Origin of the sequence: Streptomyces sp. NPDC051051, assembly GCF_040682975.1 — a bacterium.
Classification (GTDB): Bacteria; Actinomycetota; Actinomycetes; order Streptomycetales; family Streptomycetaceae; genus Streptomyces.
The window spans coordinates 73838-98956 of record NZ_JBFBCB010000006.1; the positions used below are offsets into that span (position 1 = coordinate 73838).

The 25119-nt window shown below is 73.5% G+C and carries 21 protein-coding genes; 11 read left to right on the plus strand and 10 right to left on the minus strand.

Features of this window, described 5'->3' with window-relative positions:
• Nucleotides 1-6 precede the first annotated feature (6 nt).
• The 6 genes from AB0N31_RS06850 to AB0N31_RS06875 form a co-directional block, all read right to left on the minus strand.
• A complete protein-coding gene (locus tag AB0N31_RS06850; RefSeq protein ID WP_366057296.1) occupies nucleotides 7-1173 on the minus strand; it encodes a serine hydrolase domain-containing protein in 1167 nt (388 codons plus the stop codon).
• A 74-nt stretch (nucleotides 1174-1247) separates the two neighbouring features.
• The gene (locus AB0N31_RS06855; protein WP_366057439.1) at nucleotides 1248-1652 is read right to left on the minus strand and encodes an organic hydroperoxide resistance protein; all 405 of its coding nucleotides are present in this window, start codon (nucleotides 1650-1652) and stop codon (nucleotides 1248-1250) included.
• A gap of 185 nt (nucleotides 1653-1837) precedes the next feature.
• Nucleotides 1838-2320, minus strand: a complete 483-nt coding sequence (locus AB0N31_RS06860; protein ID WP_366057297.1) for a MarR family transcriptional regulator — start codon at nucleotides 2318-2320, stop codon at nucleotides 1838-1840.
• Nucleotides 2317-3075: an ABC transporter ATP-binding protein gene (locus tag AB0N31_RS06865; protein ID WP_366057298.1), complete on the minus strand. Its 759-nt coding sequence runs from the start codon at nucleotides 3073-3075 to the stop codon at nucleotides 2317-2319. Before AB0N31_RS06865 ends, AB0N31_RS06860 begins: the two co-directional genes overlap by 4 nt.
• The gene (cbiQ, locus tag AB0N31_RS06870) at nucleotides 3063-3824 is read right to left on the minus strand and encodes a cobalt ECF transporter T component CbiQ (RefSeq protein WP_366057299.1); all 762 of its coding nucleotides are present in this window, start codon (nucleotides 3822-3824) and stop codon (nucleotides 3063-3065) included. The genes AB0N31_RS06865 and cbiQ overlap by 13 nt, the downstream gene beginning before the upstream one ends.
• Nucleotide 3825: 1 nt before the next feature.
• Nucleotides 3826-4884 carry an energy-coupling factor ABC transporter permease gene (locus tag AB0N31_RS06875; protein WP_366057300.1) on the minus strand — a complete coding sequence of 353 codons (1059 nt, stop codon included), beginning with the start codon at nucleotides 4882-4884 and terminating at the stop codon, nucleotides 3826-3828.
• A 195-nt stretch (nucleotides 4885-5079) separates the two neighbouring features.
• On the opposite strand from AB0N31_RS06875, the gene AB0N31_RS06880 reads away from it, so the two are divergent.
• On the plus strand, nucleotides 5080-5445 hold the full coding sequence (locus tag AB0N31_RS06880; protein ID WP_366057301.1) for an SsgA family sporulation/cell division regulator: 366 nt from the start codon (nucleotides 5080-5082) through the stop codon (nucleotides 5443-5445).
• Nucleotides 5446-5492: 47 nt separating this feature from the next.
• Here AB0N31_RS06880 and AB0N31_RS06885 read toward each other — a convergent pair whose 3' ends face one another.
• The 3 genes from AB0N31_RS06885 to AB0N31_RS06895 form a co-directional block, all read right to left on the minus strand.
• Entirely contained in the window at nucleotides 5493-7157 is a 1665-nt protein-coding gene (locus AB0N31_RS06885) for a penicillin-binding transpeptidase domain-containing protein (protein ID WP_366057302.1), read from the minus strand.
• 190 nt (nucleotides 7158-7347) lie between these two features.
• Nucleotides 7348-8979 carry a penicillin-binding transpeptidase domain-containing protein gene (locus tag AB0N31_RS06890; protein WP_366057303.1) on the minus strand — a complete coding sequence of 544 codons (1632 nt, stop codon included), beginning with the start codon at nucleotides 8977-8979 and terminating at the stop codon, nucleotides 7348-7350.
• Nucleotides 8980-9090: 111 nt separating this feature from the next.
• Complete coding sequence (locus tag AB0N31_RS06895) at nucleotides 9091-10842, minus strand: phospholipid carrier-dependent glycosyltransferase (protein ID WP_366057304.1); 1752 nt, start codon at nucleotides 10840-10842, stop codon at nucleotides 9091-9093.
• Between the two features lie 129 nt (nucleotides 10843-10971).
• On the opposite strand from AB0N31_RS06895, the gene rsmI reads away from it, so the two are divergent.
• The 6 genes from rsmI (at nucleotide 10972) to AB0N31_RS06925 (ending at nucleotide 17015) form a co-directional block, all read left to right on the plus strand.
• Complete coding sequence (gene rsmI / locus AB0N31_RS06900) at nucleotides 10972-11829, plus strand: 16S rRNA (cytidine(1402)-2'-O)-methyltransferase (RefSeq protein ID WP_366057305.1); 858 nt, start codon at nucleotides 10972-10974, stop codon at nucleotides 11827-11829.
• Nucleotides 11830-12096: 267 nt separating this feature from the next.
• Entirely contained in the window at nucleotides 12097-12522 is a 426-nt protein-coding gene (locus AB0N31_RS06905; protein ID WP_366057440.1) for a hypothetical protein, read from the plus strand.
• Between the two features lie 49 nt (nucleotides 12523-12571).
• Nucleotides 12572-13450 carry a TatD family hydrolase gene (locus tag AB0N31_RS06910; protein WP_366057306.1) on the plus strand — a complete coding sequence of 293 codons (879 nt, stop codon included), beginning with the start codon at nucleotides 12572-12574 and terminating at the stop codon, nucleotides 13448-13450.
• A gap of 226 nt (nucleotides 13451-13676) precedes the next feature.
• Nucleotides 13677-15029, plus strand: a complete 1353-nt coding sequence (locus tag AB0N31_RS06915) for a ubiquitin-like domain-containing protein (protein ID WP_366057441.1) — start codon at nucleotides 13677-13679, stop codon at nucleotides 15027-15029.
• A gap of 223 nt (nucleotides 15030-15252) precedes the next feature.
• The gene (rsmA, locus tag AB0N31_RS06920; protein ID WP_366057307.1) at nucleotides 15253-16125 is read left to right on the plus strand and encodes a 16S rRNA (adenine(1518)-N(6)/adenine(1519)-N(6))-dimethyltransferase RsmA; all 873 of its coding nucleotides are present in this window, start codon (nucleotides 15253-15255) and stop codon (nucleotides 16123-16125) included.
• On the plus strand, nucleotides 16122-17015 hold the full coding sequence (locus tag AB0N31_RS06925; protein ID WP_366057308.1) for a 4-(cytidine 5'-diphospho)-2-C-methyl-D-erythritol kinase: 894 nt from the start codon (nucleotides 16122-16124) through the stop codon (nucleotides 17013-17015). Before rsmA ends, AB0N31_RS06925 begins: the two co-directional genes overlap by 4 nt.
• Before the next feature lie 12 nt (nucleotides 17016-17027).
• On the opposite strand, the gene AB0N31_RS06930 is transcribed toward AB0N31_RS06925, so the two are convergent.
• On the minus strand, nucleotides 17028-17633 hold the full coding sequence (locus tag AB0N31_RS06930) for a Uma2 family endonuclease (RefSeq protein ID WP_366057309.1): 606 nt from the start codon (nucleotides 17631-17633) through the stop codon (nucleotides 17028-17030).
• A 145-nt stretch (nucleotides 17634-17778) separates the two neighbouring features.
• On the opposite strand from AB0N31_RS06930, the gene AB0N31_RS06935 reads away from it, so the two are divergent.
• The 4 genes from AB0N31_RS06935 to AB0N31_RS06950 all read left to right on the plus strand — a co-directional run bounded on the left by AB0N31_RS06935 (nucleotide 17779) and on the right by AB0N31_RS06950 (nucleotide 25085).
• Nucleotides 17779-19584 (plus strand): ABC-F family ATP-binding cassette domain-containing protein, encoded by a 1806-nt coding sequence (locus tag AB0N31_RS06935; RefSeq protein ID WP_366057310.1) that lies wholly within the window; start codon nucleotides 17779-17781, stop codon nucleotides 19582-19584.
• A 327-nt stretch (nucleotides 19585-19911) separates the two neighbouring features.
• Complete coding sequence (locus tag AB0N31_RS06940) at nucleotides 19912-21726, plus strand: PQQ-binding-like beta-propeller repeat protein (protein WP_366057311.1); 1815 nt, start codon at nucleotides 19912-19914, stop codon at nucleotides 21724-21726.
• 172 nt (nucleotides 21727-21898) lie between these two features.
• On the plus strand, nucleotides 21899-24088 hold the full coding sequence (locus AB0N31_RS06945; protein ID WP_366057312.1) for a PQQ-binding-like beta-propeller repeat protein: 2190 nt from the start codon (nucleotides 21899-21901) through the stop codon (nucleotides 24086-24088).
• A 286-nt stretch (nucleotides 24089-24374) separates the two neighbouring features.
• A complete protein-coding gene (locus tag AB0N31_RS06950) occupies nucleotides 24375-25085 on the plus strand; it encodes a response regulator transcription factor (protein ID WP_366057313.1) in 711 nt (236 codons plus the stop codon).
• The last annotated feature ends 34 nt before the right edge of the window (nucleotides 25086-25119 follow it).

Consider the following 25119-nt stretch of genomic DNA (forward strand, 5'->3'; position numbering starts at 1 on the left):
CGGCCGTCAGCGGCCGGTCGTCGCCGTCCGCACGGCCCGTACGAGTGCCTGCGCCCGCGGGTCCGCCGTCACGCTCGACCGGAAGCCGTTGGTGACGTAACCGAAGGCGATGCCCGACTCCGGGTCGGCGAAGCCGAGGGGGCCGCCGCGGCCGGGGTGGCCGAAGGAGGTGGGGGACAGCAGCGGCGACGCGGCGCCGTGCAGCATGTAGCCGAGGCCGAAGCGGGTGTTCACGACGAGCACCCGGTCCGCCCCGGCCGACCGCTCACCGCGCGCCGCGGCCGCCGTCTCCGGGGCGAGGAGGCGGCGGCCGCCGTCGGCCCCGCCGATCAGCGACGCGTAGAAGCGGGCCAGCCCGTCCGCCGTGGCGATGCCGTTGGAGGCGGGCAGGACCGCCGCCCGGTAGGCGGGGTCGTTCTCGTCGGGCAGCGGGGTGATCGCGGCGAAGGCGCGGCGGGTGAGCGAGCCGGGGTCGGCGTAGGCGTCGGCGACCGCGCGCTTGGGGCGCGTGCGCAGCGCACCCGTCGGCGAGGGTGCCTCGGTCTGCCCCACGCGTCCCACGCGCGCCCGTTCGCGCTCCGGCAGACCGAGCCACAGCTCGGCCCCGGCCGGCGCGGCGATCTCCTCGGCGATCCAGGCGCCGATCGTCCGCCCGGTGACCCGTCGCACCAGCTCGCCGGTCAGCCAGCTGTAGGTCTGCGCGTGGTAGCCGTGGTCCGTTCCCGGCTCCCACGCCGGTGCCTGCGCGGCGACCGCCGCGGCGCCGAGATCGGGATCGGCGGCCTCGGCCGGCGTCAGCGGCCGGTCCAGCACGGGCACCCCGGCGCGGTGCGCGAGCACGTCCCGCACGAGGGTCCGGTCCTTGCCGGCCGCCTTGTACTCCGGCCAGTACGCCCCCACCGGCGCGTCCAGGTCCAGCTCCCCGCGCTGCCACAGCATCAGTAGGACGGCGGCGGCGACACCCTTCGTCGCGGAGCGCACGATCTGCGCGGTGCCCCGCTCCCAGGGCGCCCCGCCGTCGACGTCCCGGCTGCCGCCCCACAGGTCGACGACCTTGTGCCCGTCCCGATAGACGGCGACGGCCGCGCCCCGCTCCCCGAGCGTGTCGAAGTTGCGGGCGAAGGCCTCCCCGACCGGCTCGAAGCCGGCGGTCACCGTGCCGTGCACATCCACGTCCGTACGTCCTCTCGGTTCACCTGCGACCGAGGGGACAACGCCCTCGCCGGGCCCGCGATTCCGGTGTCCGGTCAGCCCAGCAGAATCGTTACGTCGATGTTGCCGCGGGTCGCGTTCGAGTACGGGCACACCTGGTGCGCCGCGTCGACCAGCTCGGCGGCGAGGCCCGCGTCGAGCACGGGCAGCGAGACGCTGAGGGCGACCGCGAGGCCGTAGCCGTGGGTCCGGTTGGGGCCGATGCCGACCTTCGCGGCGACGGTGGAGCCGGTGAGGTCGTATCCCGCCCGGTTGCCGACCAGGATCAGCGCGTTGTGGAAGCAGGAGCTGTAGCCGGCCGCGAAGAGCTGTTCGGGGTTGGTGCCGTTGCCGTCGCCGCCCAGCTCCGGCGGCATGGCCACCTTCAGGTCGATCCGGCCGTCCTGACTGGTCACGTAGCCGTCCCGGCCGCCGTGGGCGGTCGCCTCGGCGACGTACATGATCTTCGTCGGACGGGTGTCGATCGCGCCGACGCCATTGACGGCGTCGACGGCGGCGCCTTCGGTCACTGCGGGACCTCCCCGGAGTTGTGCCCAATTACATCGCGCACAAGGTACCCGCCGGTGGCGAAGCGCTCGGCCGAGGGGGGGCGGTAACCGCAGGTAAGAGGCGTCGCCGCGAGGGCTCAGCGGCCCCGCTGCGCCGACCCCTGCGCCTTCTCCGCGAGCCCCCACAGCTCCTCGCGCAACCGCACGGCTTCCGCCGCGCCGAGCCCGGTCGACGCGAGCAGCGCGCCGGGCACCCGCTCCGCGCGCTCCCTCAGCGCCTCCCCGCGCCCGGTGCAGGCGACGAGCACCGAGCGCTCGTCGCGCGCCGAGCGTTCCCGGTGCACGAGGCCGGCCGCCTCCAGCCGCTTCAGCAGCGGCGACACCGTGCCGTAGTCGAGCCGCAGGGCCGCCGCCAGCTCCTTGACCGTCGTCTCGCCGCGCTCCCACAGCACCAGCAGCACCAGGTACTGCGGGTAGGTGAGACCGAGGTCGTCGAGGAGCGGCCGGTAGGCGGCCGTCACCGCCCGCTGGGCCGCGTAGAGCGCGAAGCACAGCTGCTCGTCCAGCGACAGCGAGCCCTCGACGTCACGGTCCTGACGGGTCACGCGCGCGTTCGTCACGCCCCCATTGTCACGGAGCGCGGGTCGAATCCGAACGGCAGCTCCAGGCGGTGCGCCCGCATCAGCGCGTCGTCGGCGAGCAGTTCGCCCGTGCGTCCGTCCGCCGCGATCACGCCCTCGCTGAGGATCAGGGAGCGCGGGCACAGCTCCAGGGCGTACGGCAGGTCGTGCGTGACCATCAGGACGGTGACGTCGAGGGAACGCAGGATGTCGGCGAGTTCGCGGCGGGAGGCGGGGTCGAGGTTGGAGGACGGCTCGTCCAGGACGAGGATCTCCGGCTCCATCGCCAGCACGGTCGCGACGGCGACCCGGCGGCGCTGCCCGAAGGACAGGTGGTGCGGCGGACGCTCCTTGAAGTCGGCCATGCCGACCTGCGCGAGCGCCCGGTCCACGCGCTCCTCCAGCTCCGCGCCCGTCAGCCCGGCCGCCGCGGGCCCGAACGCCACGTCCTCCCGCACGGTCGGCATGAACAGCTGGTCGTCGGGGTCCTGGAAGACGATGCCGACCTTGCGCCGGATCTGAGCCATGTGCCGCTTGCCGACGGGCAGCCCGGCGACCGTCACCGTGCCGGCGCCGCCGGTCAGGATGCCGTTGAGGTGCAGCACGAGGGTGGTCTTGCCGGCGCCGTTCGGCCCGAGCAGTGCCACCCGCTCCCCGCGCGCGATCGAGAAGTCCACGCCGAACAGGGCCTGGTGGCCGTCGGGGTAGGCGAAGGCGAGGCCAGAGACCTCGAGGGAAGCAGTCACAGGGTCCATCCCAGCACGCAGACGACGAGGGCGGCCAGCGGCAGGGTCAGCGCGTACGACCACTGCGCGCGCGAGGCGGTCACCTCGTCGATCACCGGCATGGCACCGGCGTACCCCCGGCTGACCATGGCCAGGTGCACGCGCTCCCCGCGTTCGTAGGAGCGGATGAACAGGGCGCCCGCGGACTTCGCGAGGACGCCCCAGTGCCGGACGCCGCTCGCCTCGAAGCCGCGTGACTCCCGCGCGATCCGCATGCGCCGCATCTCGTCCGTGATGACGTCGCCGTAGCGGATCATGAAGGAGGCGATCTGCACGAGCAGCGGCGGCAGCTTCAGGCGCTGGAGGCCGAGGAGGAGTTCGCGCAGTTCGGTGGTGGAGGCCAGCAGGACCGAGGCGGCCACGCCGAGGGTGCCCTTGGCGAGCACGTTCCAGGCGCCCCACAGTCCGTCGACGCTGAGGGACAGTCCCAGGACGTCCACCCGCTCGCCCTCGGCCACGAACGGCATCAGCACGGCGAACGCGACGAACGGCACCTCGATCAGCAGCCGTTTCAGCAGGAAGCCGGCCGGGACGCGCGCCCGGAACGCGACGACGCCGAGCAGGACGGCGTACAGGCCGAACGCCCACACCGCCTCGCGCGGTGTCGACACCACGACCACGACGAACGCGAACGTGGCGGCGAGCTTGGTGTGCGGCGGCAGGGAGTGCACCGGCGAGTGTCCGTGCCGGTAGAGCCGGTGGGCGTGCCCGGCGCCCATGTCAGACGTTCTCGACGGCGGTCGGGGACGCGTCGGAGCCGCGCCGGCGGCGGACCGCCCAGAACACGGTGCTGCCCGCCACGACGGTCGTGCCGACGCCGATGACGCCCGCGAGCCCGCCGGACAGCCGGGCGTCGTCGACGTCCTCGACGCCGTAGTCGGCGAGCGGGGAGTCCGCGGCGGCGTGCTCCTCGGTCCTGTCGTCGATGCCCTTGTCGGCGGCGACCTTCTCCAGGCCGTCCGGGTCCGAGGAGGCGTAGAAGCTGACGAAGCCGGCGAGGACGAGGGAGGTGACCAGGCCGGTCGCCCACAGCGTGCGGCGGGAGGCGCGCGCCGCGACGGGCGCCGCGCGCGTCCCCTCGGCGGCGGGCACGTCCACCAGCTCGCCGTGCACCCGCAGCCGGAGCCGCTGCCGCAGCCCGCGCGCCCCGTACACGAGGTCCGGCCGTACGGCGATGACGGCGCCGACCGTCAGCGCGGTGATCGCGGCCTCGCCGACGCCGATCAGCACGTGCACGCCGACCATCGCGGTGACCACCTTGTCGATCGCCACGTCGGTGGTGCCGCCGACCGCGTAGATCAGCGTGAAGGCGAGGGCCGCCGCCGGCACGGACAGCAGCGCGGCGGCGAAGGAGGCGACGGTGACGGAACGGCGGCCGCGCGGCAGGACCTTCAGCAGTCCGCGGAAGACGGCGTAGGCCACCACCGTCGTCACGACCGCCATGTCGGTGATGTTCACGCCGAGCGCGGTCAGGCCGCCGTCGGCGAAGAGGATGCCCTGCATCAGCAGGACGACGGACACGCACAGGACCCCGGTGAAGGGGCCCACGAGTATCGCCGCGAGGGCACCGCCGAGCAGATGGCCGCTTGTTCCGGCCGCGACGGGGAAGTTGAGCATCTGTACGGCGAAGATGAAGGCGGCCACCAGGCCGGCCAGCGGCGCCGTGCGTTCGTCGAGTTCGCGGCGTGCCCCTCGCAGGCTCACGGCGATGGCGCCCGCGGCGACGACTCCGGTCACGGCGGAGGTCGGGGCGTTGATGAATCCGTCGGGTACGTGCACCGTTCGATGATAGTGGCTTAATGCGAATAGGTTGCAAGAGCGAGGGAGTCCTGCTGTGGGACGCGCGATGAGGTTCGTGTATCGCACATGTGAGATGCGCCCGCCCCGGCGGGCGAGGGCGGGGAAATGTGCGACATTGGAGAAGGGGTGGACGCACAGATTCCGCACAGGTCACGCAGAGTGAGAGGGCGGCAGATGTCTGTAGTCGAGCAGTACGCGCGAGCCCACATCGTCACGGACGCGGACCTGGCCGAGGAGGAACGGAGCGCCGTTCCCGTCGCCCTGCACTACGACCCCGACGAGGACCCGCGCACCGTGCGGGTCGGACTCCCCGGCGGCCGTGAGTGGAGCATCGCCCGCACCCTGCTGGAACAGGGGCTGCGCGCCCCGGCCGGCAGCGGGGAGGTCCGCGTCTGGCCCTGCGGACGCGTCCAGGCCATCGTCGAGTTCCACTCCCCGCAGGGCGTCTCGGTCGTGCAGTTCGAGTCCAAGGCGCTGCTGCGCTTCCTGCGCCGCACCTACACGGCGACGAGCCCGACGGGCCGGCAGCTGACCCGCTAGCCGCCCGTCCCGGTCCGCCCGGACCGGTCCGCCCGGACCGGTCCGTCCTAGGCGCCCGCCTTCAGCAGTGCCGCCACGATCGGTCCCGCCGACTCGCTGCCGTGACCGCCCTGCTGCACCACGCCCGCCGCCGCGAGGTCGCCGCGGTAGGCCGTGAACCAGCCGTTGGGCTGCTTCTGCCCGTCGACCTCGGCGGAGCCCGTCTTGGCGCCGTAGTCCGGGCCGAGTCCCGCCATCGGTTCGGCCGCCGTGCCGTGCGCGGCCGTGTAGTTCATCAGCTCCCGCAACTGCGACAGCGTGTCCGCGGACATCGTGCGCGGGGCCTTCGCCAGGCTGCGGCCGTCGACCGACGGGGCGACCAGGTACGGCTGGTGGAAGGTGCCCGACTTCACCGTGGCCGCCACCGACGCCATGTTCAGCGGGTTCATCCGCACCCCGCCCTGGCCGATCAGCTCCGCCGCCTTCTGGGCCGCCGACTGGACCGGCACCGCGCCGTCGAAGGTCGGCACGCCGATCGCCCAGTTGTTCGACGACAGGCCGAAGACCTGCTGGGCCTGCTTGGTCAGGCTGTCGTCGTCGAGCTTGCCCGCCTGGCTGATGAAGGCCGTGTTGCAGGAGCGCGCGAAGCTCGCCTTGAAGGAGCCGCCCTTGATCTCGAACTTGTCGTCGTTCTGGAACTTCCAGCCGCCGTAGCTGAAGTACTTCGGGCACGGATGCGCCTTGTTCGCCGACGCCAGGCCCTTCTCGATGAGCAGCGAGGAGGTGACGACCTTCATGGTGGAGCCGGGCGCCAGCGAGCCCTGGAACGCCGTGTTGAAGTTCGGGTTGCTGTTGGCCACGGCCAGGATCTCGCCGGTGGAGGCGCGGGTCACCACGACCGACGCCCGCGCGGCGCTCGCGACCTGCTTCTCGGCGGCGGCCTGGAGAGACGGACTCAGCGTCGTCCGCACGGTGCCGGGGGTGCCCTCGCTCAGCTCCAGCAGCGTCTTGTCGGAGGCCTTCTTCGCCTTCGACGCCTTGCCGCGGACCACCCGCAGCTCGACCCCCGCGGTGCCGCCGGCCTTCTTGCCGTACTTCTCGCGCAGTCCGTCCAGGACGGTGCCCAGGGACGGGTACTTCTTCGCGGTCAGCTCACCGCCGTCGCGGTCGAGCGCCTTGACCGGCGGATCACCGGCCTCGCCGGTCACCAGGGTGTCCCCGTCGGCCAGGTCGGGGTGGACCACGGACGCGTGCCAGTCGACGAGCGGCTTGCCGTCCTCCGCCCGCCGCACCACGGTCAGCGCGCTGTCGTACGCCACCGGCTTGCTCGCCTTGCCGAAGGCGACCGTGCCCTTCACGGCGAAGGGGACCTTGGCGCCCGCGCGCGGTGCGGCCGTGAGGGTGGCGCCGGTGATGCGGGCGTCCTTGGTCCAGCCGGTGAGCAGGGCACCGGCGGCCGCCGGATCGTCGGTGGCCGCGGCGGCCTCGGCGACCTTGCCCTGCTGCCAGGCCGTCAGGAACGCCCTGGCGGCGGTGGTGATCTCGGTCGCCGACAGCGGACCGGTCCGGACCGCCGGTTTCCTCGCCGCCGCCGAACCGTCCTGCGCCGCCGCTCCGCCGCCGTACAGCGCGTAGCCGCCGAGGCCCGCGCCCGCGACGACGACGGCGATCATGCCGCCGACCACGGCCGGCCGCTTGCTCCGTCGTTCGGCGACGCGCCTTCTCTTGCCCACAGCCCGCGATCCTCCGTGCTCTACGGGGGGCCGCCTCGCCCCACTGTCCCCGCCGGACCCTCCCCGCCGGGTGAGTCGTCCCACCGGCGGTGCGAGTCCTCCCCACCGGCACCCACGACGGCGCCCAGCCTAGAGTCCCCGCCCGCGGGGTGACGTCACGTGTGACGTCACCCACGCCGTACGGGTGTCCTCAGGCGCCCGACCGCAGTACGGCCGCGACGATCGGGCCGGCCGCGTCGGTGCCGTGACCGCCGTCCTGGACCATCGCGGCGGCGGCCACGTCGTCGCGGTAGCCGGTGAACCAGCTGTCGGAGCTCGCCCTGCCGTCGACCTCCGCCGAACCCGTCTTCGCGCCGATCCGGCCGCTCAGGCCGGACATCACGCCGGCCGCCGTGCCGCTGGTCGCGGTGCGGTTCATCATGGCGCGCAGCTGCTCCACGGTGCCCGCCGGCAGCCCGCGCGCGTGGGCGAGTTCGCGGCCGTCGAGGCTCCGCGGCACGATCACCGGCTGCCGGAAGGCGCCCGTCATCGCGGTCGCCGTCACCGACGCCATGTTCAGCGGGTTCATCTGGACCTCGCCCTGGCCGATCATGTTGGCCGCGGTGTCCGGGCCGCCGGAGGCCGGGACGGAGCCGTCGAAGGAGGGGATGCCGGTCTTCCAGTCGAGGCCGATCCCGAAACGGTTCCTGGCCTCGTCGGTCAGGGAGTCCACCTTCACCTCGTCCGCGTACTTCACGAAGGCGGTGTTGCAGGAACGCGCGAAGCTCTCGGAGAGGGTCGCCTTCTCGTTCGGGGGCACGGTCTTGATGTTGCCGAAGGTCTGGCTCTGCCAGGTCGCCTCGGACGGACAGGGCGCCGGGCCGGTCGCGGTGGTGATGCCGTTGTCGATGAGGGTGGCCGCGCTGACGATCTTCATGGTGGAGCCGGGCGCCACCTGCCCCAGGAAGGCCGCGTTCCAGCCGTCGTTGCGGTTGTTGGCGACCGCCAGCACCTCACCGCTGCTCGGCCGGACGGCCACCACCGACGACTCGGGGTGCTTCAGGACCGCCTTCTCGGCGGCCGCCTGCGCGCTCGCCCTGAGCGTGGTGGGCAGCCGGCCCGCCCTGCCCTCGGCCAGGGTCAGCAGCGGCGTGTCCGCGGAGTCCGGGGCGGCGTGGTGGATCGCCAGTTCGACACCGGCCGTGCCGCCCGCCGTGTCGCCGTACTTGGCGCGCAGTTCGTTCAGCATCGGCCCGAGCGAGGGGTACTTCTCCTTCGTCAGCACCTTGCCGTCGCGGTCCACGGCCTCGATCGGCGGCGCCGCCGACTCACCCGTGACCAGCGTGTCGTCCATGTCCCTGAGCTGGGGGTGCACGACCGACGGCTGCCAGTCCACCAGCGCCCTGCCGGTGGTCACCCCGCGCACGACGGTCAGCCGGCTGCCGTAGGCGAGCGGCTTGGACTTCCCTCCGTACGACACCGTGGCCTTCACCGTGAACGGCACGCTGCGCCCGGCCGGCGCGCCCGGCGTGATCTTCACGCCGGTGATGTGCGCGGTCCGGCCGTAGGAGGTGAGCAGCGGCCGCGCCTTCTCGGCGTTGTCGGTGAGCGCCGCCGCACTCGCCGCCCGCCCCTTCTCCCAGGCCGCGAAGAACGCGGCGCTGGTCTCCTTCACCTCGGCGGCGCTCGGCGGCCCGGTCCGCACGGGCGCCGGCCCGCTCGCCCCCGGTGCGCCGCCCTCCCCGTCCAGCGCGTTCACGATGTTGAAGGCGCCGTACCCGGCCCCGCCCACCATGACGGCGAACACCGATCCGACGATCGCCGCCTTGGCCCCCTTGCGCATGGTCGTCCTCCCCGTTGACCCGTCAGACCCTTCTGAACACGTTCAGAAGGGTCCCCCCAGGGCTCACAGTAAGCGGAAGAGGGTTCTGCGGCACCGGAGTTGTCGCAATCGTTAGACCCAGGTGTCCAACCACATACGTGAACGCCAGTCGTCGATCGGGATGGCGGTGCCGGTGTACAGGGGCCAGAAGTAGATGAAGTTCCAGGCGATCAGCAGCACCAGGACGCCCGCGCCCGTCGCGCCCGCCACCCGCCGGGTGTCGCTCGATCCCGGTCGGCCGACGAGGGCCCCGGTCATCATCGCCACCGCCAGGCACAGGAACGGCAGGAAGACGACGGCGTAGAAGAGGAAGATCGTGCGCTCCTGGTACAGGAACCACGGCAGGTACCCGGCGGCGATGCCGCACGCGATCGCGCCCGCCCGCCAGTCGCGGCGGAAGAACCAGCGCCACAGCACGAACAGCACCGCGAAACAGGCCGCCCACCACAGCATCGGCGTGCCGATCGCCAGCACCTCGCGCGCGCACTTCTTGCCCGCGTCCACCGGACAGCCGTCCGTGCCGGGCGCCGGGGACTCGTAGAAGTACGACACCGGACGGCCCAGGACCAGCCAGCTCCACGGGTTCGACTGGTAGGTGTGCGGCGAGGTGAGGTGGGTGTGGAACTGGTACACCTCGTGCTCGTAGTGCCACAGGCTGCGCAGCCAGTCCGGGAACAGCCAGGTCCAGCTGCCGCCCTTGCCGTCGGTCGCCGCCCAGTTGCGGTAGTAGCCGCCCGAGCCGCCGTCCGAGGAGAGGATCCAGCCCGTCCACGACACCAGGTAGGTGACCAGCGCGACCGGCACGGTCGCCAGGAACGCCAGGCCCGTGTCCCGCTTCAGCACCACCCGGTACGGGTGCCGGGCACCGGCCACCCGGCGCGCGGCGACGTCCCACAACACCGTCATCAGGCAGAACGCGACCATGATGTACAGGCCGTTCCACTTCGTGCCGATCGCCAGACCCAGCATCACGCCCGCCGCCCAGCGCCACGGGCGCAGGCCCAGGCGGGTGGTCTCGGCGACGTGCGGGTCCGGACGGCAGCGGCCGTCCGCGTCCGGCGGCAGCGCGGCGGCCAGCCTCGCGCGCGCCCGGTCCCGGTCGGCCACCAGGCAGCCGAACGTGGCCAGCACGAAGAACATCAGCACCCCGTCGAGCAGCGCGGTGCGGCTCATCACGAAGTGCAGCCCGTCCACCGCCATCAGCGCGCCCGCCAGACAGCCCAGGAACGTGGAGCGGAAGAGGCGGCGCCCGATCCGGCACAGCAGGAGGACCGACAGGGTCCCCAGCAGCGCCGTCATGAACCGCCAGCCGAACGGATCGAACCCGAAGACCAGTTCGCCCAGCCCGATGACGTACTTGCCGACCGGGGGATGCACGACGTACGCCGCGTCCGTCGGGATCGTGACGTGGCCGCCGCTGCCCAGGATGACGTCGTTGGCGTTCTTGTCCCAGTTGACCTCGAAGCCGCGGTGGACGAGCGCCCACGCGTCCTTGGCGTAGTACGTCTCGTCGAATATCACCTTCTTCGGGCTGCCCAGGTTCCAGAACCGCAGCACGCCCGCCACCAGCGTGACCAGCAGCGGACCCAGCCAGCCCGACCAGCGGGTGATCCGGTCGGCGAGCCCGGCCGGCACCCCGAGCGCCTGCCAGAGCCGCGGGCTCGGTTCGGCGAACGGCGGCACCAGCCGCTCCCGGACGTCGCCGTCCGCCGCCGCCGCGTAGCCGAACCGGCGCAGCCGCGACTGCCACCCCGGCCGCCGGTCCTGCGGTGCCTGGTCCTGCCGGTAGTCCGTGGAGTCCGTGGAGGACGCGGTACTGGTCACCGCGCCATCGTAGGGAACGGGGCTGTGGGAGTCCCGTGCATGGGCCCTGTTCGTCCGGCCACGCCGGGCTCCCGGCGATCCGGCCCGGCCGGTCGAACGGGGACCATCTCCCCCTGCGAGGATGGAAACGTGACAGTCGCACCCGGAACCCTGGTCCTTGCCGGCACGCCCATCGGGGACATCGCGGACGCCCCGCCCCGGCTCGCGGAGGAGTTGGCCGGCGCCGACGTCATCGCCGCCGAGGACACCCGCCGGCTGCGCCGGCTCACGCAGGCGCTGGGCGTGACGCCCAAGGGGCGCGTCGTCTCCTACTTCGAGGGCAACGAGTCCGCCCGCACCCCCGAGCTGGTCGACCACCTCCTCGGCGGCGCCCGCGTCCTCCTCGTCACCGACGCCGGCATGCCGTCCGTCTCCGACCCCGGCTACCGGCTGGTCGCCGCGGCCGTCGAGAAGGACATCCGGGTCACCGCCGTACCCGGCCCGTCCGCCGTCCTCACCGCGCTCGCGCTGTCCGGCCTGCCCGTCGACCGGTTCTGCTTCGAGGGCTTCCTGCCGCGCAAGGCGGGGGAGCGGCTTTCCCGGCTGCGCGAGGTCGCCGAGGAGCGCCGCACCCTCGTGTACTTCGAGGCCCCGCACCGGCTCGACGACACCCTCGCCGCGATGGCCGAGGTGTTCGGCACCGACCGGCGCGCCGCCGTCTGCCGCGAACTGACCAAGACGTACGAGGAGGTCCGGCGCGGCCCGCTCGGCGAGCTGGCGCGATGGGCGGCGGAGGGGGTGCGCGGCGAGATCACCGTCGTCGTGACCGGGGCGCCCGAGCGCGGCCCCGGCGAACTCGACGCGGCGGAACTGGTCCGGCGGGTGCGGGTGCGCGAGGAGGCCGGCGAGCGGCGCAAGGAGGCGATCGCGGCGGTGGCCGCGGAGGCCGGGGTGCCCAAGCGGGAGGTCTTCGACGCGGTCGTCGCGGCCAAGAACGCCGCGGGCTGAGGCCGAGGACGCCGCGGGCTGAAAAGTTCCCGTCACCGCCTGGTGAGAGGTATTCCCACCAGGCGGTAAAGAAGTGTCGCCGACGGCAAAGCCCACAAGTCGCTCCCCGTCCCGCTTCGGCAAGGAACGCCCAAATCGGGCCCAACACTCGACAGGTCGGCTGCGCCCACCCCGGCGGAGCGGTCCACTGGACGGCGGGGACGCATCCGTCCCGGCGTCCAGCGGACCAGAGGAGCCTGCATGAGCGAGACCAGCGGGATCGACGGGATCAGCGAGATCGGCGGGCAGAGCGGCGGGATCGCCGGGCAACGCGGCGGCCCGCGCGCGGCGGTCCCCGTCGTGCACGAGTCGTACTCCTTCGCCTGCATGCGCTGCGGGCACGGCTGGGAACAGACGTACGAGATCGAGCACCACACGGACGCGGAGGGCCACGAGTTCGTCCGGTACGTGGCGGACGGACGCCTCGTGCCGTCCCCGCTGAGCCGCCCCGCCTGCCACAACTGCGACGGGCACCTCCTGCGCATCATGCGGGCCGGCCAGGTCTCCTCCGTCCTCAGCGCCGCCCGCCCCCGCCCGGCGCCTCCGGCCGGCCCCGTGGCGGCGCCGGTGGCCGAGGGGCCCGGGGAAACCGGCCGGCACCACCACTGGCACCTGTCCGACCTCCTGCACCCCTTCCAGCGCCGGGCGAGCTGAGCCGGTCGGCGGCCGACGGCCGGGTGTGCCCCTTCCGTAGGATCGGGGCATGCCTTCGAACGCCGACAAGAACGCGGCGCCGCCGCTCCCGGCCCCCCTGCGGGTACCGGTCGCCGACTCCCACACCCACCTCGACATGCAGTCCGGCACGGTCGAGGAGGGCCTCGCGAAAGCCGCGTCGGTCGGCGTGACGACGGTCGTCCAGGTCGGCTGCGACGTCGCCGGCTCCCGTTGGGCGGCCGAGACGGCGGCGGCGTACGACAGCGTCCACGCGGCGGTCGCCCTGCACCCCAACGAGGCGCCCCGCATCGTCCACGGGGACCCCGACGGCTGGTCCCGGCAGGGGGCGCGCGCGGCCGGCGGCGCCGGGGCCCTCGACGAGGCGCTCGCCGAGATCGACCGCCTCGCCGCGCTCCCCGAGGTCAAGGGCGTCGGCGAGACCGGACTGGACTACTTCCGCACCGGTCCCGAGGGCAAGGACGCGCAGGAGCGTTCCTTCCGCGCCCACATCGAGATCGCCAAACGGCACGGCAAGGCCCTCGTCATCCACGACCGCGACGCCCACGCGGACGTGCTGCGCGTGCTGAAGGAGGAGGGCGCCCCCGAGCGCACCGTCTTCCACTGCTACTCCGGCGACGCCGCGATGGCGGAGACCTGCGCCCGCGCCGGCTACTTCATGTCCTTCGCGGGCAACGTCACCTTCAAGAACGCCCAGCACCTGCGCGACGCCCTCGCCGTCGCCCCGCTGGAACTGGTTCTCGTCGAGACCGACGCGCCCTTCCTCACCCCGGCGCCCTACCGCGGGCGGCCCAACGCCCCCTACCTGGTGCCGGTCACGGTCCGCGCCATGGCGGCCGTCCGCGGCATCGACGAGGACGCCCTGGCGGGCGCCCTGGCCGCCAACACGGCCCGCGCCTTCGGCTACTGACCCGCGGGCACCACCGGGCACCGCATCCGAACACCACCCTGGGTAGTCGCGTCGCTTTGGAGAGTGACGGCCGCTCCGCTAGGTTCTGGGGGCCCGATCCGGACCCCTCCGGACCCCAGGACCCCTGGAGCGTGTCGGCGTGAGCAACGTGCATCACCCGCGCAACGCGTACGGCGCCGACGGCACGTACGTCGACGTCCACAACGCCGGGACCCTCGCCCACGGGGTGTGGTCGGCCCCCTGGGAGCAGGGCGCCGACCACACCCCCGGCGGCGCCCTCGTCGGCCACGGGACGCCGGAGGCCCACCAGGACACGTACCGGCCCGCCTACGAGTCGACCGTGCCCGCGGTGCCGCCGGCGTCATCCGAACCGGCGCTGCCGCGCCAGGCGGCCGGAACGCCGTACGCCGACGGTGTCGGCGCGGGGCGCGCCGCACGCCGGCGCAGGACGCGCGACGCCGAGCGCGCGGACTCCCCGATGCGCCGGCTGCTGCCCCTGCTCCCGCTGGTGCCGCAGGCGCTGGTCGTCGCCTTCCTCGCGGGCGGCACCACCGCCTTCGTCGCCGAGGACAAGGCGATCGAGCTGACCGTCGACGGCAGGCCGCGCACCCTGCACACCTTCGCCGACGACGTGGGCGAGCTGCTGGCGGAGGAGGGCGTGCGGGTCGGGGCGCACGACATGGTGGCGCCCTCCCTCGGCACGGCCCTCGACAGCGGCGACGAGATCGCCGTGCGCCACGGCCGTCCCGTCCGGCTCACGCTCGACGGTCAGCGGCACGAGGTGTGGACGACGGCCCACACCGTGGAGGAGGCGCTCGGACAACTCGGCGTGCGGGCGGAGGGCGCCCACCTCTCCGTCTCCCGCTCCCGGCGCATCGGACGCGAGGGGCTGGCGCTGGACGTCCGCACCGAACGCGCCGTGACGGTCATGGCCGACGGCCGGGCCCGCACCGTCCGCACCAACGCGGCGACCGTGGGCGAGGCCGTCGAGGAGGCCGGCATCACCCTGCGCGGCCAGGACACCACGTCCGTGCCGCCCGGCAGCTTCCCGCGCGACGGCCAGACGATCACGGTCCTGCGGATCACCCGGGCGAGGGAGGTGCGGGAGGAAGCGATCCCCTTCCCGGTACGGCGCACCGACGACCCCGCGCTGTTCCGGGGCACCGAGGTCGTGGAGCGGGCCGGTCAGCCGGGGCTGCTGCGGGTCACCTACGCCCTGCGCACCGTCAACGGCGTCCGGCAGAGGCCGAGACGCATCCGGACCGAGATCGTGCGCGAGCCGCGCGCGCAGGTGGTCAAGGTCGGCACGAAGCCGCGGCCGGCCTCCGTGCGGGGCGCCGACCACCTCGACTGGCAGGCCCTCGCGGCCTGCGAGTCGGGCGGCCGCGCCGACGCCGTGGACCCGTCCGGCACCTACGGGGGCCTCTACCAGTTCGACACCCGCACCTGGCACAGCCTCGGCGGCACCGGCCGCCCCCAGGACGCCTCCGCCGCCGAACAGACCTTCCGGGCCAAGAAGCTCTACATCCGCCGGGGCACCGCCCCCTGGCCCCACTGCGGCACCCACCTCGAGAACTGACCCCGGGCGAGCGGCGCCCCGCGCCCCTCACCCGCCGCCGCCGGACACGCGCCGTCCATCGACCACCCGCCGCCCGCCACCCGCCACCCGCCGCCCGCCGCCCGCCGCCCGCCACCCGCCACCCGCCGCCCGCCGCCCGCGGGCACGGCGCACGCGTGGCCCGCCGCAGCCCCCGGCCGGGGACCTGCAGTCCCGCCCCCCCGCGCCCCCGTACCCTTGTCCCGTGACCAGCCCCACCCCCGACGCCCTCCTGGGCCCCGCCGACATCCGCGAGCTCGCGACAGCCCTCGGCGTGCGGCCCACCAAGCAGCGCGGCCAGAACTTCGTGATCGACGCGAACACGGTCCGCCGTATCGTCCGCACCGCGCAGGTGCACCCCGAGGACGTGGTCGTCGAGGTGGGTCCGGGCCTCGGCTCCCTCACCCTCGCGCTGCTGGAGGTCGCCGACCGCGTCACGGCCGTGGAGATCGACGACGTCCTGGCGAGCGCCCTGCCCGCGACGATCGCCGCCCGCATGCCGCGGCGCGCGGACCGCTTCGCGCTGGTGCACTCCGACGCCATGCACGTGACCGGGCTGCCGGGCCCCGCCCCCACCGCCCTGGTGGCGAACCTGCCGTACAACGTCGCGGTGCCCGTCCTCCTGCACATGCTCGAGACCTTCCCGAGCATCGAGCGGACCCTCGTCATGGTCCAGTCGGAGGTCGCCGACCGCCTCGCCGCCGGCCCCGGCTCGAAGGTGTACGGCGTCCCGTCCGTGAAGGCGAACTGGTACGCCGACGTCAAGCGGGCCGGCGCCATCGGGCGCAACGTCTTCTGGCCGGCGCCGAACGTGGACAGCGGGCTGGTCTCGCTGGTGCGACGGGCGGAGCCGATCAGGACCACGGCCTCCCGGCAGGAGGTCTTCGCCGTCGTCGACGCGGCCTTCGCCCAGCGCCGCAAGACCCTGCGGGCCGCGCTCGCCGGGTGGGCCGGGTCGGCGGCCGCCGCCGAGGCGGCCCTGGTCGCCGCCGGGGTGTCCCCGCAGGCGCGCGGCGAGTCCCTCACGGTCGAGGAGTTCGCCCGGATCGCCGAGAACAAGCAGGAGAACGCCGCGTGAGCGTCACCGTCCGCGTGCCCGCCAAGGTCAACGTCCAGCTCGCCGTGGGCGCCGCGCGCGCGGACGGCTTCCACGACCTGGCGAACGTCTTCCTGGCGGTCGGCCTGTACGACGAGGTCACGGTCGCCCCGGCCGACGAGCTGCGCGTCACCTGCGAGGGCCCGGACGCCGCCCACGTCCCGCTGGACCGCACCAACCTCGCCGCGCGCGCGGCGGTCGCACTCGCCGAGCGCCACGGCCGTACCCCGGACGTGCATCTGCACATCGCCAAGGACATCCCCGTCGCCGGCGGCATGGCGGGCGGCAGCGCGGACGGCGCGGGCGCCCTCCTGGCCTGCGACGCGCTCTGGGGCACCGGCGCCTCCCGCGGCGAACTGCTGGAGATCTGCGCCGAGCTGGGCAGCGACGTGCCGTTCAGCCTGGTGGGCGGGGCCGCCCTCGGCACCGGCCGCGGCGAGCGGCTGACGGCGCTGGAGACCGGCGGCACGTTCCACTGGGTGTTCGCGATGGCGGAACGGGGACTGTCGACCCCGGCCGTCTTCCGCGAGTTCGACCGCCTCGCCGAGGGCCGCGGCATCCCCGAGCCGGTCGCCTCGCGGGACCTCCTCGACGCCCTCGCGAAGGGTGACGCGGACGCGCTCGCGGCCACCGTCTCCAACGACCTCCAGCCCGCCGCCCTCTCGCTCTTCCCCGAACTCGCGGACACGCTCGCCGCGGGGGAGGCGGCCGGCGCGCTCACCGGCCTCGTCTCGGGCTCGGGCCCCACCACCGCGTTCCTGGCGCGCGACACCGCCGCCGCGGAGCGGATCGCGCAGGCGCTGCGGACGTCCGGCACGTGCCGGAGCGTGCGCACGGCGTCGGGCCCGGTGCCGGGGGCGACGGTGCTCTGAGAGGGGACCCGCTCAGAGCTCGTCGACGGCGGTCAGATCGATGGAGATGCCGTAGGGCTCGTCGACCTTGAGCCGGTCCTTGTGCATCCCCATGTGAACGTACGCCTTGGTGAGCGGGTCCAGTTCGTAGACGTGGACGACGGGCCCGCCGCCGCTCCCGCCCTGCTCGACGCGCCAGAAGTTCGGGATGCCGGCGGCGGCGTACTTCTGCGGCTTGGTCGTGCGGTCCCGGGACTCCGAGTCCGGCGAGACGACCTCCACGGCGAGGAGCACGTCCTCGGCGCGGTAGCTGGTCTGGTCCGGCCCGGTGACCGCGCCGGCGCGGATCACGCTGACGTCGGGTTCGGGGCCGTTGCGGTCGTCGAGGACGACGGTCATCTCGCGTTTGACCTTGAACGCGGTCGGCAGTCCGCTGCGCAGACCAGTGACCAGCAGGTCGATCACATCGGCGTGGAAAACTCGCTGCGGACTCACGAAGACCAGGCTCCCGTCGATCAGTTCGGTGTGCGGCGGGAGATCGGGCAGCGTGAACAGGTCGTCCACGGTGTAGCCGTCCTGCGGCGGCACCGGCCACTGGACGCGGTGCTGTACGGACTCGGCGGTCATGGTTCCTCCCATGGACGGGATCCTGCTGCCCGTCCTCCACGGTAGCGGCCCCTTCCCGATCACATCATCACAAAGAGTGACCATCCCCTCGCGTCCCGTCCCTCACCCGGCAGGCCCTAGGCTAGAAGGCTGACCGACCCCCATGCGCAGGAGAAAAATGGCCGTCAACCTGGTCAATGTCGAGAACGTCAGCAAGGTGTACGGAACCCGTGCGCTGCTCGACGGTGTCTCGCTCGGTGTCTCCGAAGGGGACCGGATCGGGGTCGTGGGCCGCAACGGCGACGGCAAGACCACCCTGATCCGCATGCTCGCCAAGCTGGAGGAGGCCGACTCCGGGCGGGTCACCCACTCCGGCGGGCTGCGCCTGGGCGTCCTCACCCAGCACGACTCGCTCGACCCGGCCGCGACCGTGCGGCACGAGGTCATCGGGGACATGGCCGACCACGAGTGGGCCGGCAACGCCAAGATCCGCGACGTCCTGACGGGCCTGTTCGGCGGGCTCGACCTGCCCGGCTTCCCGCAGGGCCTGGACACCGTCATCGGGCCGCTCTCCGGCGGCGAGCGGCGCCGCATCGCGCTCGCCAAGCTGCTGATCGACGAGCAGGACCTGATCGTCCTCGACGAGCCGACCAACCACCTCGACGTCGAGGGCATCGCCTGGCTCGCCCGGCACCTGCGCGAGCGCCGCTCCGCGCTCGTCTGCGTCACCCACGACCGCTGGTTCCTCGACCAGGTCTGCACCCGCATGTGGGACGTGCAGCGCGGCGCCGTCCACGAGTACGAGGGCGGCTACTCCGACTACGTCTTCGCGCGCGCCGAGCGCGAGCGGATCGCCGCGACCGAGGAGGTCAAGCGGCAGAACCTGGTCCGCAAGGAACTCGCCTGGCTGCGGCGCGGCGCGCCCGCGCGGACGTCCAAGCCGCGCTTCCGGGTCGAGGCCGCCAACGAGCTGATCGCCGACGTGCCGCCGCCGCGGGACAGCAGCGAGCTGATGAAGTTCGCGTCGTCGCGGCTCGGCAAGACCGTCTTCGAGCTGGAGGACGTGACCGTCCAGGCGGGCCCCAAGGTGCTGCTCCAGCACGTCACCTGGCAGCTCGGCCCCGGCGACCGCATCGGCCTGGTCGGCGTCAACGGCGCCGGGAAGACGTCCCTGCTGCGCGCCCTGGCCGACGCCGCCCGCACCGGGGGCGAGAGCCAGCCGGCCGGCGGGAAGGTCGTCGTCGGCCGCACCGTCAAGCTCGCCTACCTCTCCCAGGAGGTCGGCGAGCTCGACCCGAACCTGCGGGTCCTGGAGGCCGTCCAGCAGGTGCGCGAGCGCGTCGACCTCGGCAAGGGCCGCGAGATGACCGCCGGGCAGCTGTGCGAGACGTTCGGCTTCGGCAAGGAGAAGCAGTGGACGCCGGTCGGGGACCTGTCCGGCGGTGAGCGCCGCCGCCTGCAGATCCTGCGGCTGCTGATGGACGAGCCCAACGTCCTCTTCCTCGACGAGCCCACCAACGACCTCGACATCGAGACCCTCACCCAGCTGGAGGACCTCCTCGACGGCTGGCCCGGCTCGATGATCGTCATTTCCCACGACCGCTTCTTCGTCGAGCGCACCACGGACCGCGTCTTCGCCCTCCTCGGCGACTCCGCCCTGCGCATGCTCCCGCGCGGCATCGACGAATACCTGGAGCGCCGCCTGCGGATGGAGGAGGCCGCGGCCGCCGCCGTGCCAGCCGTGCAGCAGAAGGCGGCACCGGAGCGCAGCGCCGCCGACCAGCGCGCCGCCAAGAAGGAACTCCAGAAGATCGAGCGCCAGTTGGACAAGGTCTCCGAGAAGGAGGCCAAGCTGCACGCGCAGATCGCCGACAACGCCACCGACTTCGCGAAGGTCGCCGAACTGGACACCGAGCTGCGCGCCCTGGCCGGCGAGCGGGAGGAACTCGAGATGCGCTGGCTGGAGTTGGCCGAGGACGCGTGAGGGGACGCGTGAACCGACCGGCATGACCGAAACACGCCCTCGCGGAGTCGGGGGACTCCGCGGGCGGGCGGCGGGCACGCGCGGGGCGGGCGCGGGCACGCGACCCGGCGCGCGGTGGCGGCGCGCGCGCCGCGTGAAGGGGGCGTGAAGGCGCGTAACGGCGGCATCACGGCCCGGTCCTCCCTTGGGAACAGCGGCGGACGCGGGCCCCTTCACCGTCGGTGCCGGGTGATAGAAAGAGCCGTCCGGGACTTTCCGAGCACGAGTCCGGGCCCGTCACGAGCCTCAGGGCGTGGCTAAAAATCAGTGAGCGAGGGGGAGACGCTGATGACTCAGCCGCCCAACCAACAGCCGCCGCAGGACGGTTCCGGAGCACCGCAGGACCAGCCGCCCCAGCCGCCGCAGGGCGGCTTCGGCGCGCCGCAGATGCCGGGCCCGCCCGCCCAGCCGCCGCAGGCCCCGCAGCCCGGTTACGGCTACCCGCAGCAGCCCCCGCAGCCGGGGCCGTACGCCCAGCCGGGCGGCCCCTACGGCGCACCGGCCGCACCGGGGCCGTACGGGCAGCAGCCGCCGCAGCCGGGGCCGTACGGTCAGCCGCCGCAGCCGGGGCCGTACGGTCAGCCGGCCGGCCCTTACGGGCAGCAGCCCGGCTACGGCTACCCGCCGCCCCAGTTCCCCGGCGCCCCCGGCACCCCGCAGCCCGGTTCCCGCAACCCCTTCAGGGGCAAGCCCGCCCTGGCCGTCGGTGCCGCGGTGGCGGCGCTGCTGGTGATCGGCGGGACGGTGTTCGCGGTCACGAGCGGTGACGACGGCGGCGGCGAGAAGAAGCCGGTCGCCGGACCGAGCGACGACGGCAAGCCGTCGGCGAGCGACAGCCCCGTCAACCCGGGTGACGGCAGCGGCGACGGCGGCGAGGACCCCGAGGACTTCAACGCCGACCGCAAGAGCGGCGAGGCCAAGGTGCTCTGGTACAAGGAGGCGCCCGACGCGCCCGCCTCCGGCGCCGAGGCCCCCGGCATGTGGATCACCTCCAAGACCGCGGTGAAGGCCGCCTACAAGGAGGTCGTCGGGTACGGCGTCGGCGACGGCAAGCCCGCCTGGGACACCATCGCCCTGCCGCAGAAGATCTGCGCGGTCACCCCGCGGAAGACGGCGACCGACAAGGTCGTCGTGGCGTACATGAACGGCACCAGCGACCGCGCCAAGTGCAACCAGCTCCAGCAGATCGACCTCGACACCGGCGCCAAGGGCTGGACGGGGACGGTTCCCGACGGCGCGCTGTTCGACAGCGCCATCACCATCGAGCTGTCCGTCGCGGGCAACACGCTGATGGTGGGCCGCTCGCAGTCGGGCACCGCGTACGACGTGAACACCGGCAAGAAGCTCTGGGAGAAGAAGAAGTACGGCGACGCCTGCTTCCCGACCGCGTTCGCGGGCGGCGCCAAGCTGATCTCCGTGGCCTCCTGCGACGCGACCGGGGCCGACGAGCACGACGAGCTGCAGGAACTGGACCCGGCGACCGGCAAGGTCAAGTGGACCCAGAAGTTCGACAAGGGCTGGACGGTCGCCCGCGCCTACTCCCTGGACCCGCTCGTCGTCTACAGCACCAACAAGGACAAGAACGCCTGGAACATCTCGACGCTCAAGCCGGACGGCACGTTCCGTTCGCAGGTCGGCGTCGACGAGGACTTCGCCCCCGAGTGCGGCTGGGCGATCCTCCAGCGCAACCTGACCGGCTGCAAGGGCACGGCCGCCGACGCCAACACCCTCTACCTGCCGACCAAGGCGACCACCGGGGCCAACGAGATCGTCGCGATCGACCTCGCCACCGGCAAGGAGAAGTGGCGCGTGAAGTCCCCCGCGGACGAGTCGATGCTGCCGGTGACCGTCGAGGGCGGCAACCTCGTCGCCTACGTCGAGCCGTCGTACGACGCCGGCGGGCGGGTCGTGTCGATCCCCACCGCCGGCGCCGCGCACACGCCGTCGACGCTGCTCCAGCTGCCGGAGAGCACGACCGAGCTGGAGAACAGCTTCTTCTCCCGCGACCTCGCCTGGGTGGACGGCCGCTTCTACCTCTCCTCCACCCGGCTGGCGGGCAACGACGACTCGAAGGAGAAGCTGATGCTCGCCTACGGCAAGTGAGGCGGGCGAAACCGGCCGGGGCGGTCCGCCACGGCCGGCCGGCCGGGCCGCCACCCCGGGCCGCCCGGCCCGGAGCGCGCGGCCCTCTGGCCGTCGCCCGTCCACCCCGCGTCCGCGAGGTCCCGTACTCCCGTCCCCGTCTTTCCCCGCGTCATCCCGAGGTACCCACACCATGACCCAGCCGCCGCCTCCGCCCCCGAACCAGCCGCCCCAGGGCACCCCCGAGGACCAGCCCCCGCAGCAGCAGGGCACCTCCGGCGCGCCCCAGGACACCCCGCCCCAGGACGCGACTCCCTCGCAGGGCACCCCCGAGGCTCCCGAGGCACCGCAGCCGCAGGACGCCCCGCCCTCGCCGCAGGACGCTTCCGGCGCGCCCGCCCCGCAGCCCCCGGCGGCACCCCGGCCCCCGGCCCCCGAAACCCCGGCCCCCGCGGCACCCCGGACCCCGCCGCCCGCGGCACCGGCGGCTCCGCCCGCGGGCCCGCAGCTCAGCAAGACCCCGCAGGCCGAGGCCGGTTACGGCTATCCCGGCCAGCCCCCGCGGACACCCGCGGGCCCGCCCCAGCCCCCGGCCGGCCCCGGTTACGGCTACCCGCAGGCGGCCCCGCCCGTCCAGCCGCCCCCGCCCCCGGCGGGCCCCGGCTACGGCTACCCCGGCCAGCCGGCTCAGCCGGGCCAGCCGAACCCGTACGCCCAGCAGCCCCCCGCCCCCTACGCCCCGCAGGCCCCCTACGGCCAGCAGGCGCCGTACGGCCAGCAGCCGGGCTACGGCTACCCGGGGCAGCCCGGTCAGCCGGCCACGCAGGGCTACCCGACTCCGCACGCCTACCCGACCCAGCCGGCCTACCCGGGCTACCCCGGTCAGCCCACCGTGCCGATGCAGGCGCCGCCCGCCGGCGGTGGCCGCAAGGTCAACGCCCAGGTCGCGATCATCGTCTCGGCCGTCGTCGCGATCGCGCTGATCATCGGCGGTGGCGTCTGGTTCGCGAACTCCGGCGACAAGAAGGACGACACCGCGAGCACCGCCGGCCCGACCGGCGGAGGCGGCGAGGGCGGTGACGGCAAGGGCGGCGGCGACGGCGGCACGACGTCGGCCGGCGGCACCGAGAAGGTGCCCGGCGACCCGGCCTCCAAGGTCCTCTTCCAGATCCCGTCGCCCTCGGTCGGCGACGACGACAGCGTCGTCGTCAGCGGCTCCTGGCTGACCGAGAAGGCGTACGTGAAGTCGGGCGTCGCCGAGATCGTCGGCTACGACCCCGACAAGGGCACGAAGCTCTGGACGATCAAGCTGCCCGGCCCGGTGTGCACGGCCAGCCGCAAGACCACGGCGGACGGGAAGACCGCGGTGGTCTTCCAGCCGAAGATGCCCGCCAAGGACTCCCACGCCGGCTGCAGCGAGGTCGCCGCGATCGACCTCGACGCGGGCAAGCAGTTGTGGCGCAAGAACGTCGCGGTCGGCGACTACCCGGTCACCTTCGACAACGTCACCGTCAGCGCGAACACCGTCGCGCTGGGCGCCACCGAGGGCGGAAGCGCCTTCGACATCACCACCGGCAAGCTGCTGTGGTCCCCCAAGGCGGCCGACACCTGCTACGACGCCGGCTACGGCGGCGGCGCGAAGCTGGTCGCGGTGCGCAAGTGCGGCAAGTACGACGCGCGCGAGCTGCACATCCAGACCATCGACCCGGCCTCCGGGAAGGTGCTCTCGGAGTACAAGATGGCGGCCGGCATCGAGTACGCGGCCGTCGTGTCGACCGACCCGCTGGTGGTGGCCGCCGACGTCGGCGACAGCGCCCAGGACGGCAGCGGCATCTCCGACTTCTTCTCCATCGACAACAAGACCGGCAAGCTGCTGGCCAGGATCTCCGCGCCGGGCGAGCAGTTCGCGGCCCGCTGCGACGGCATCACCGAGATGGAGAAGTGCTCCGGTATCGCGGTCGGCCCGAACCGGCTCTACCTGCCGACGGAGGAGCACGACGGCACCGGCGAGTACAGCCGGACCAACGAGGTCGTCGCCTTCGACCTGACCACCGGCAAGCAGACCGGCCAGCGTGCCGACGCCGGCGACGGCCACGTGCTGACCCCGCTGCGCACGGACGGCGAGAACGTCATCGCGTACAAGCGTCCGCCGTACGACGAGGGCGGCCAGATCGTCAGCATCGACGGCGGCACGTTCAAGCAGACGACGCTGCTCCAGAACCCGTCGACGGAGGCGGTGCGGGACGCGGAGAGCAGCATGCTGCCCGAGCACTCCGAGATCATCTACGCGCAGGGCCACCTGTACATGGCCGCGGTGTACGCGGACGACTACAGCTCCGGTGACAAGGACTACCTGGCGCTCGCGTTCGGCGCGACCGGCTGATCGTCCCGCCACCGCCGTGACGGCCCCGCCCCTGCTCAGGGGGCGGGGCCGTCCGCGTACCGTCCCCCGCCCCCCGCAGGCGGGGAACTTCGGCGATCCGGGCCCTTCTCGCCGGTAGGGGGAGCGCGACGTCGAACAAGCGTGTAGCTTCCGGGGGCATGGCGACGGGGTGCCGGGGGGCACCTTTTGTCTGTCCGCGCGTGCCCGTCCGCACGTGTGCCGGTACTTGCTTTGCCTGGGTGCCCGTGCGGGCATCCATGGGGGGACTGGGGGGTGGGGTTGCTCGATGGGAGTGCGGCTGATGGTGGTCGACGACCACCGACTGCTCGCCGAGGCGTTGGCCTCGGCGCTGAAACTGCGGGGGCACCGGGTGCTCGCCGCGACGGCGCCCGCCGCGGGCGCGGCGGAGCTGGTGATCACCCGGGCGCCCGAGGTGTGCCTGCTGGGCACGGCGACCCCGGACGGGCCGGGCTTCTTCGACCCGGTCGTCCGCATCAAGCGGGAGCGGCCCCAGGTGGCCGTCCTGGTCCTGGGCCCGGTGCCGAACCCGCGCGGCATCGCGGCGGCCTTCGCCGCGGGCGCCTCCGGCTACGTACGCCATGACGAGCGCATCGAGGGAGTGGAACGGGCGATCATGAAGGCGCGGTCGGGGGAGGCGGCGGTGGCTCCCCAGCTCCTGCAGAGCGCCTTCAGCGAACTGCTCGACCCCGCGGCCCAGCCCGACGACGAGGGCCGGCGCCTCCTCCAGCTCCTGACCCCCCGCGAGGTGGAGGTCCTGGTCCGCGTGGCCGACGGCGAGGACACCCGCCTGATCGCCGCCGGCATGGGCATCGCCCCCTCCACGGCCCGCACCCACGTCCAGCGCGTCCTGATGAAACTGGACGTCGGATCGAGGCTGGAGGCGGCGGCACTGGCGGCGAGGACGGGCCTGCTGGACCGTGCGGGCCCGCTGACGCAGGAGCTCCGGAACGCGGAGGCGGGGCCGGAGTTCCCGTAGGAACTCCGGCCCCGCGCGGGGTGTTCGGCGGTGC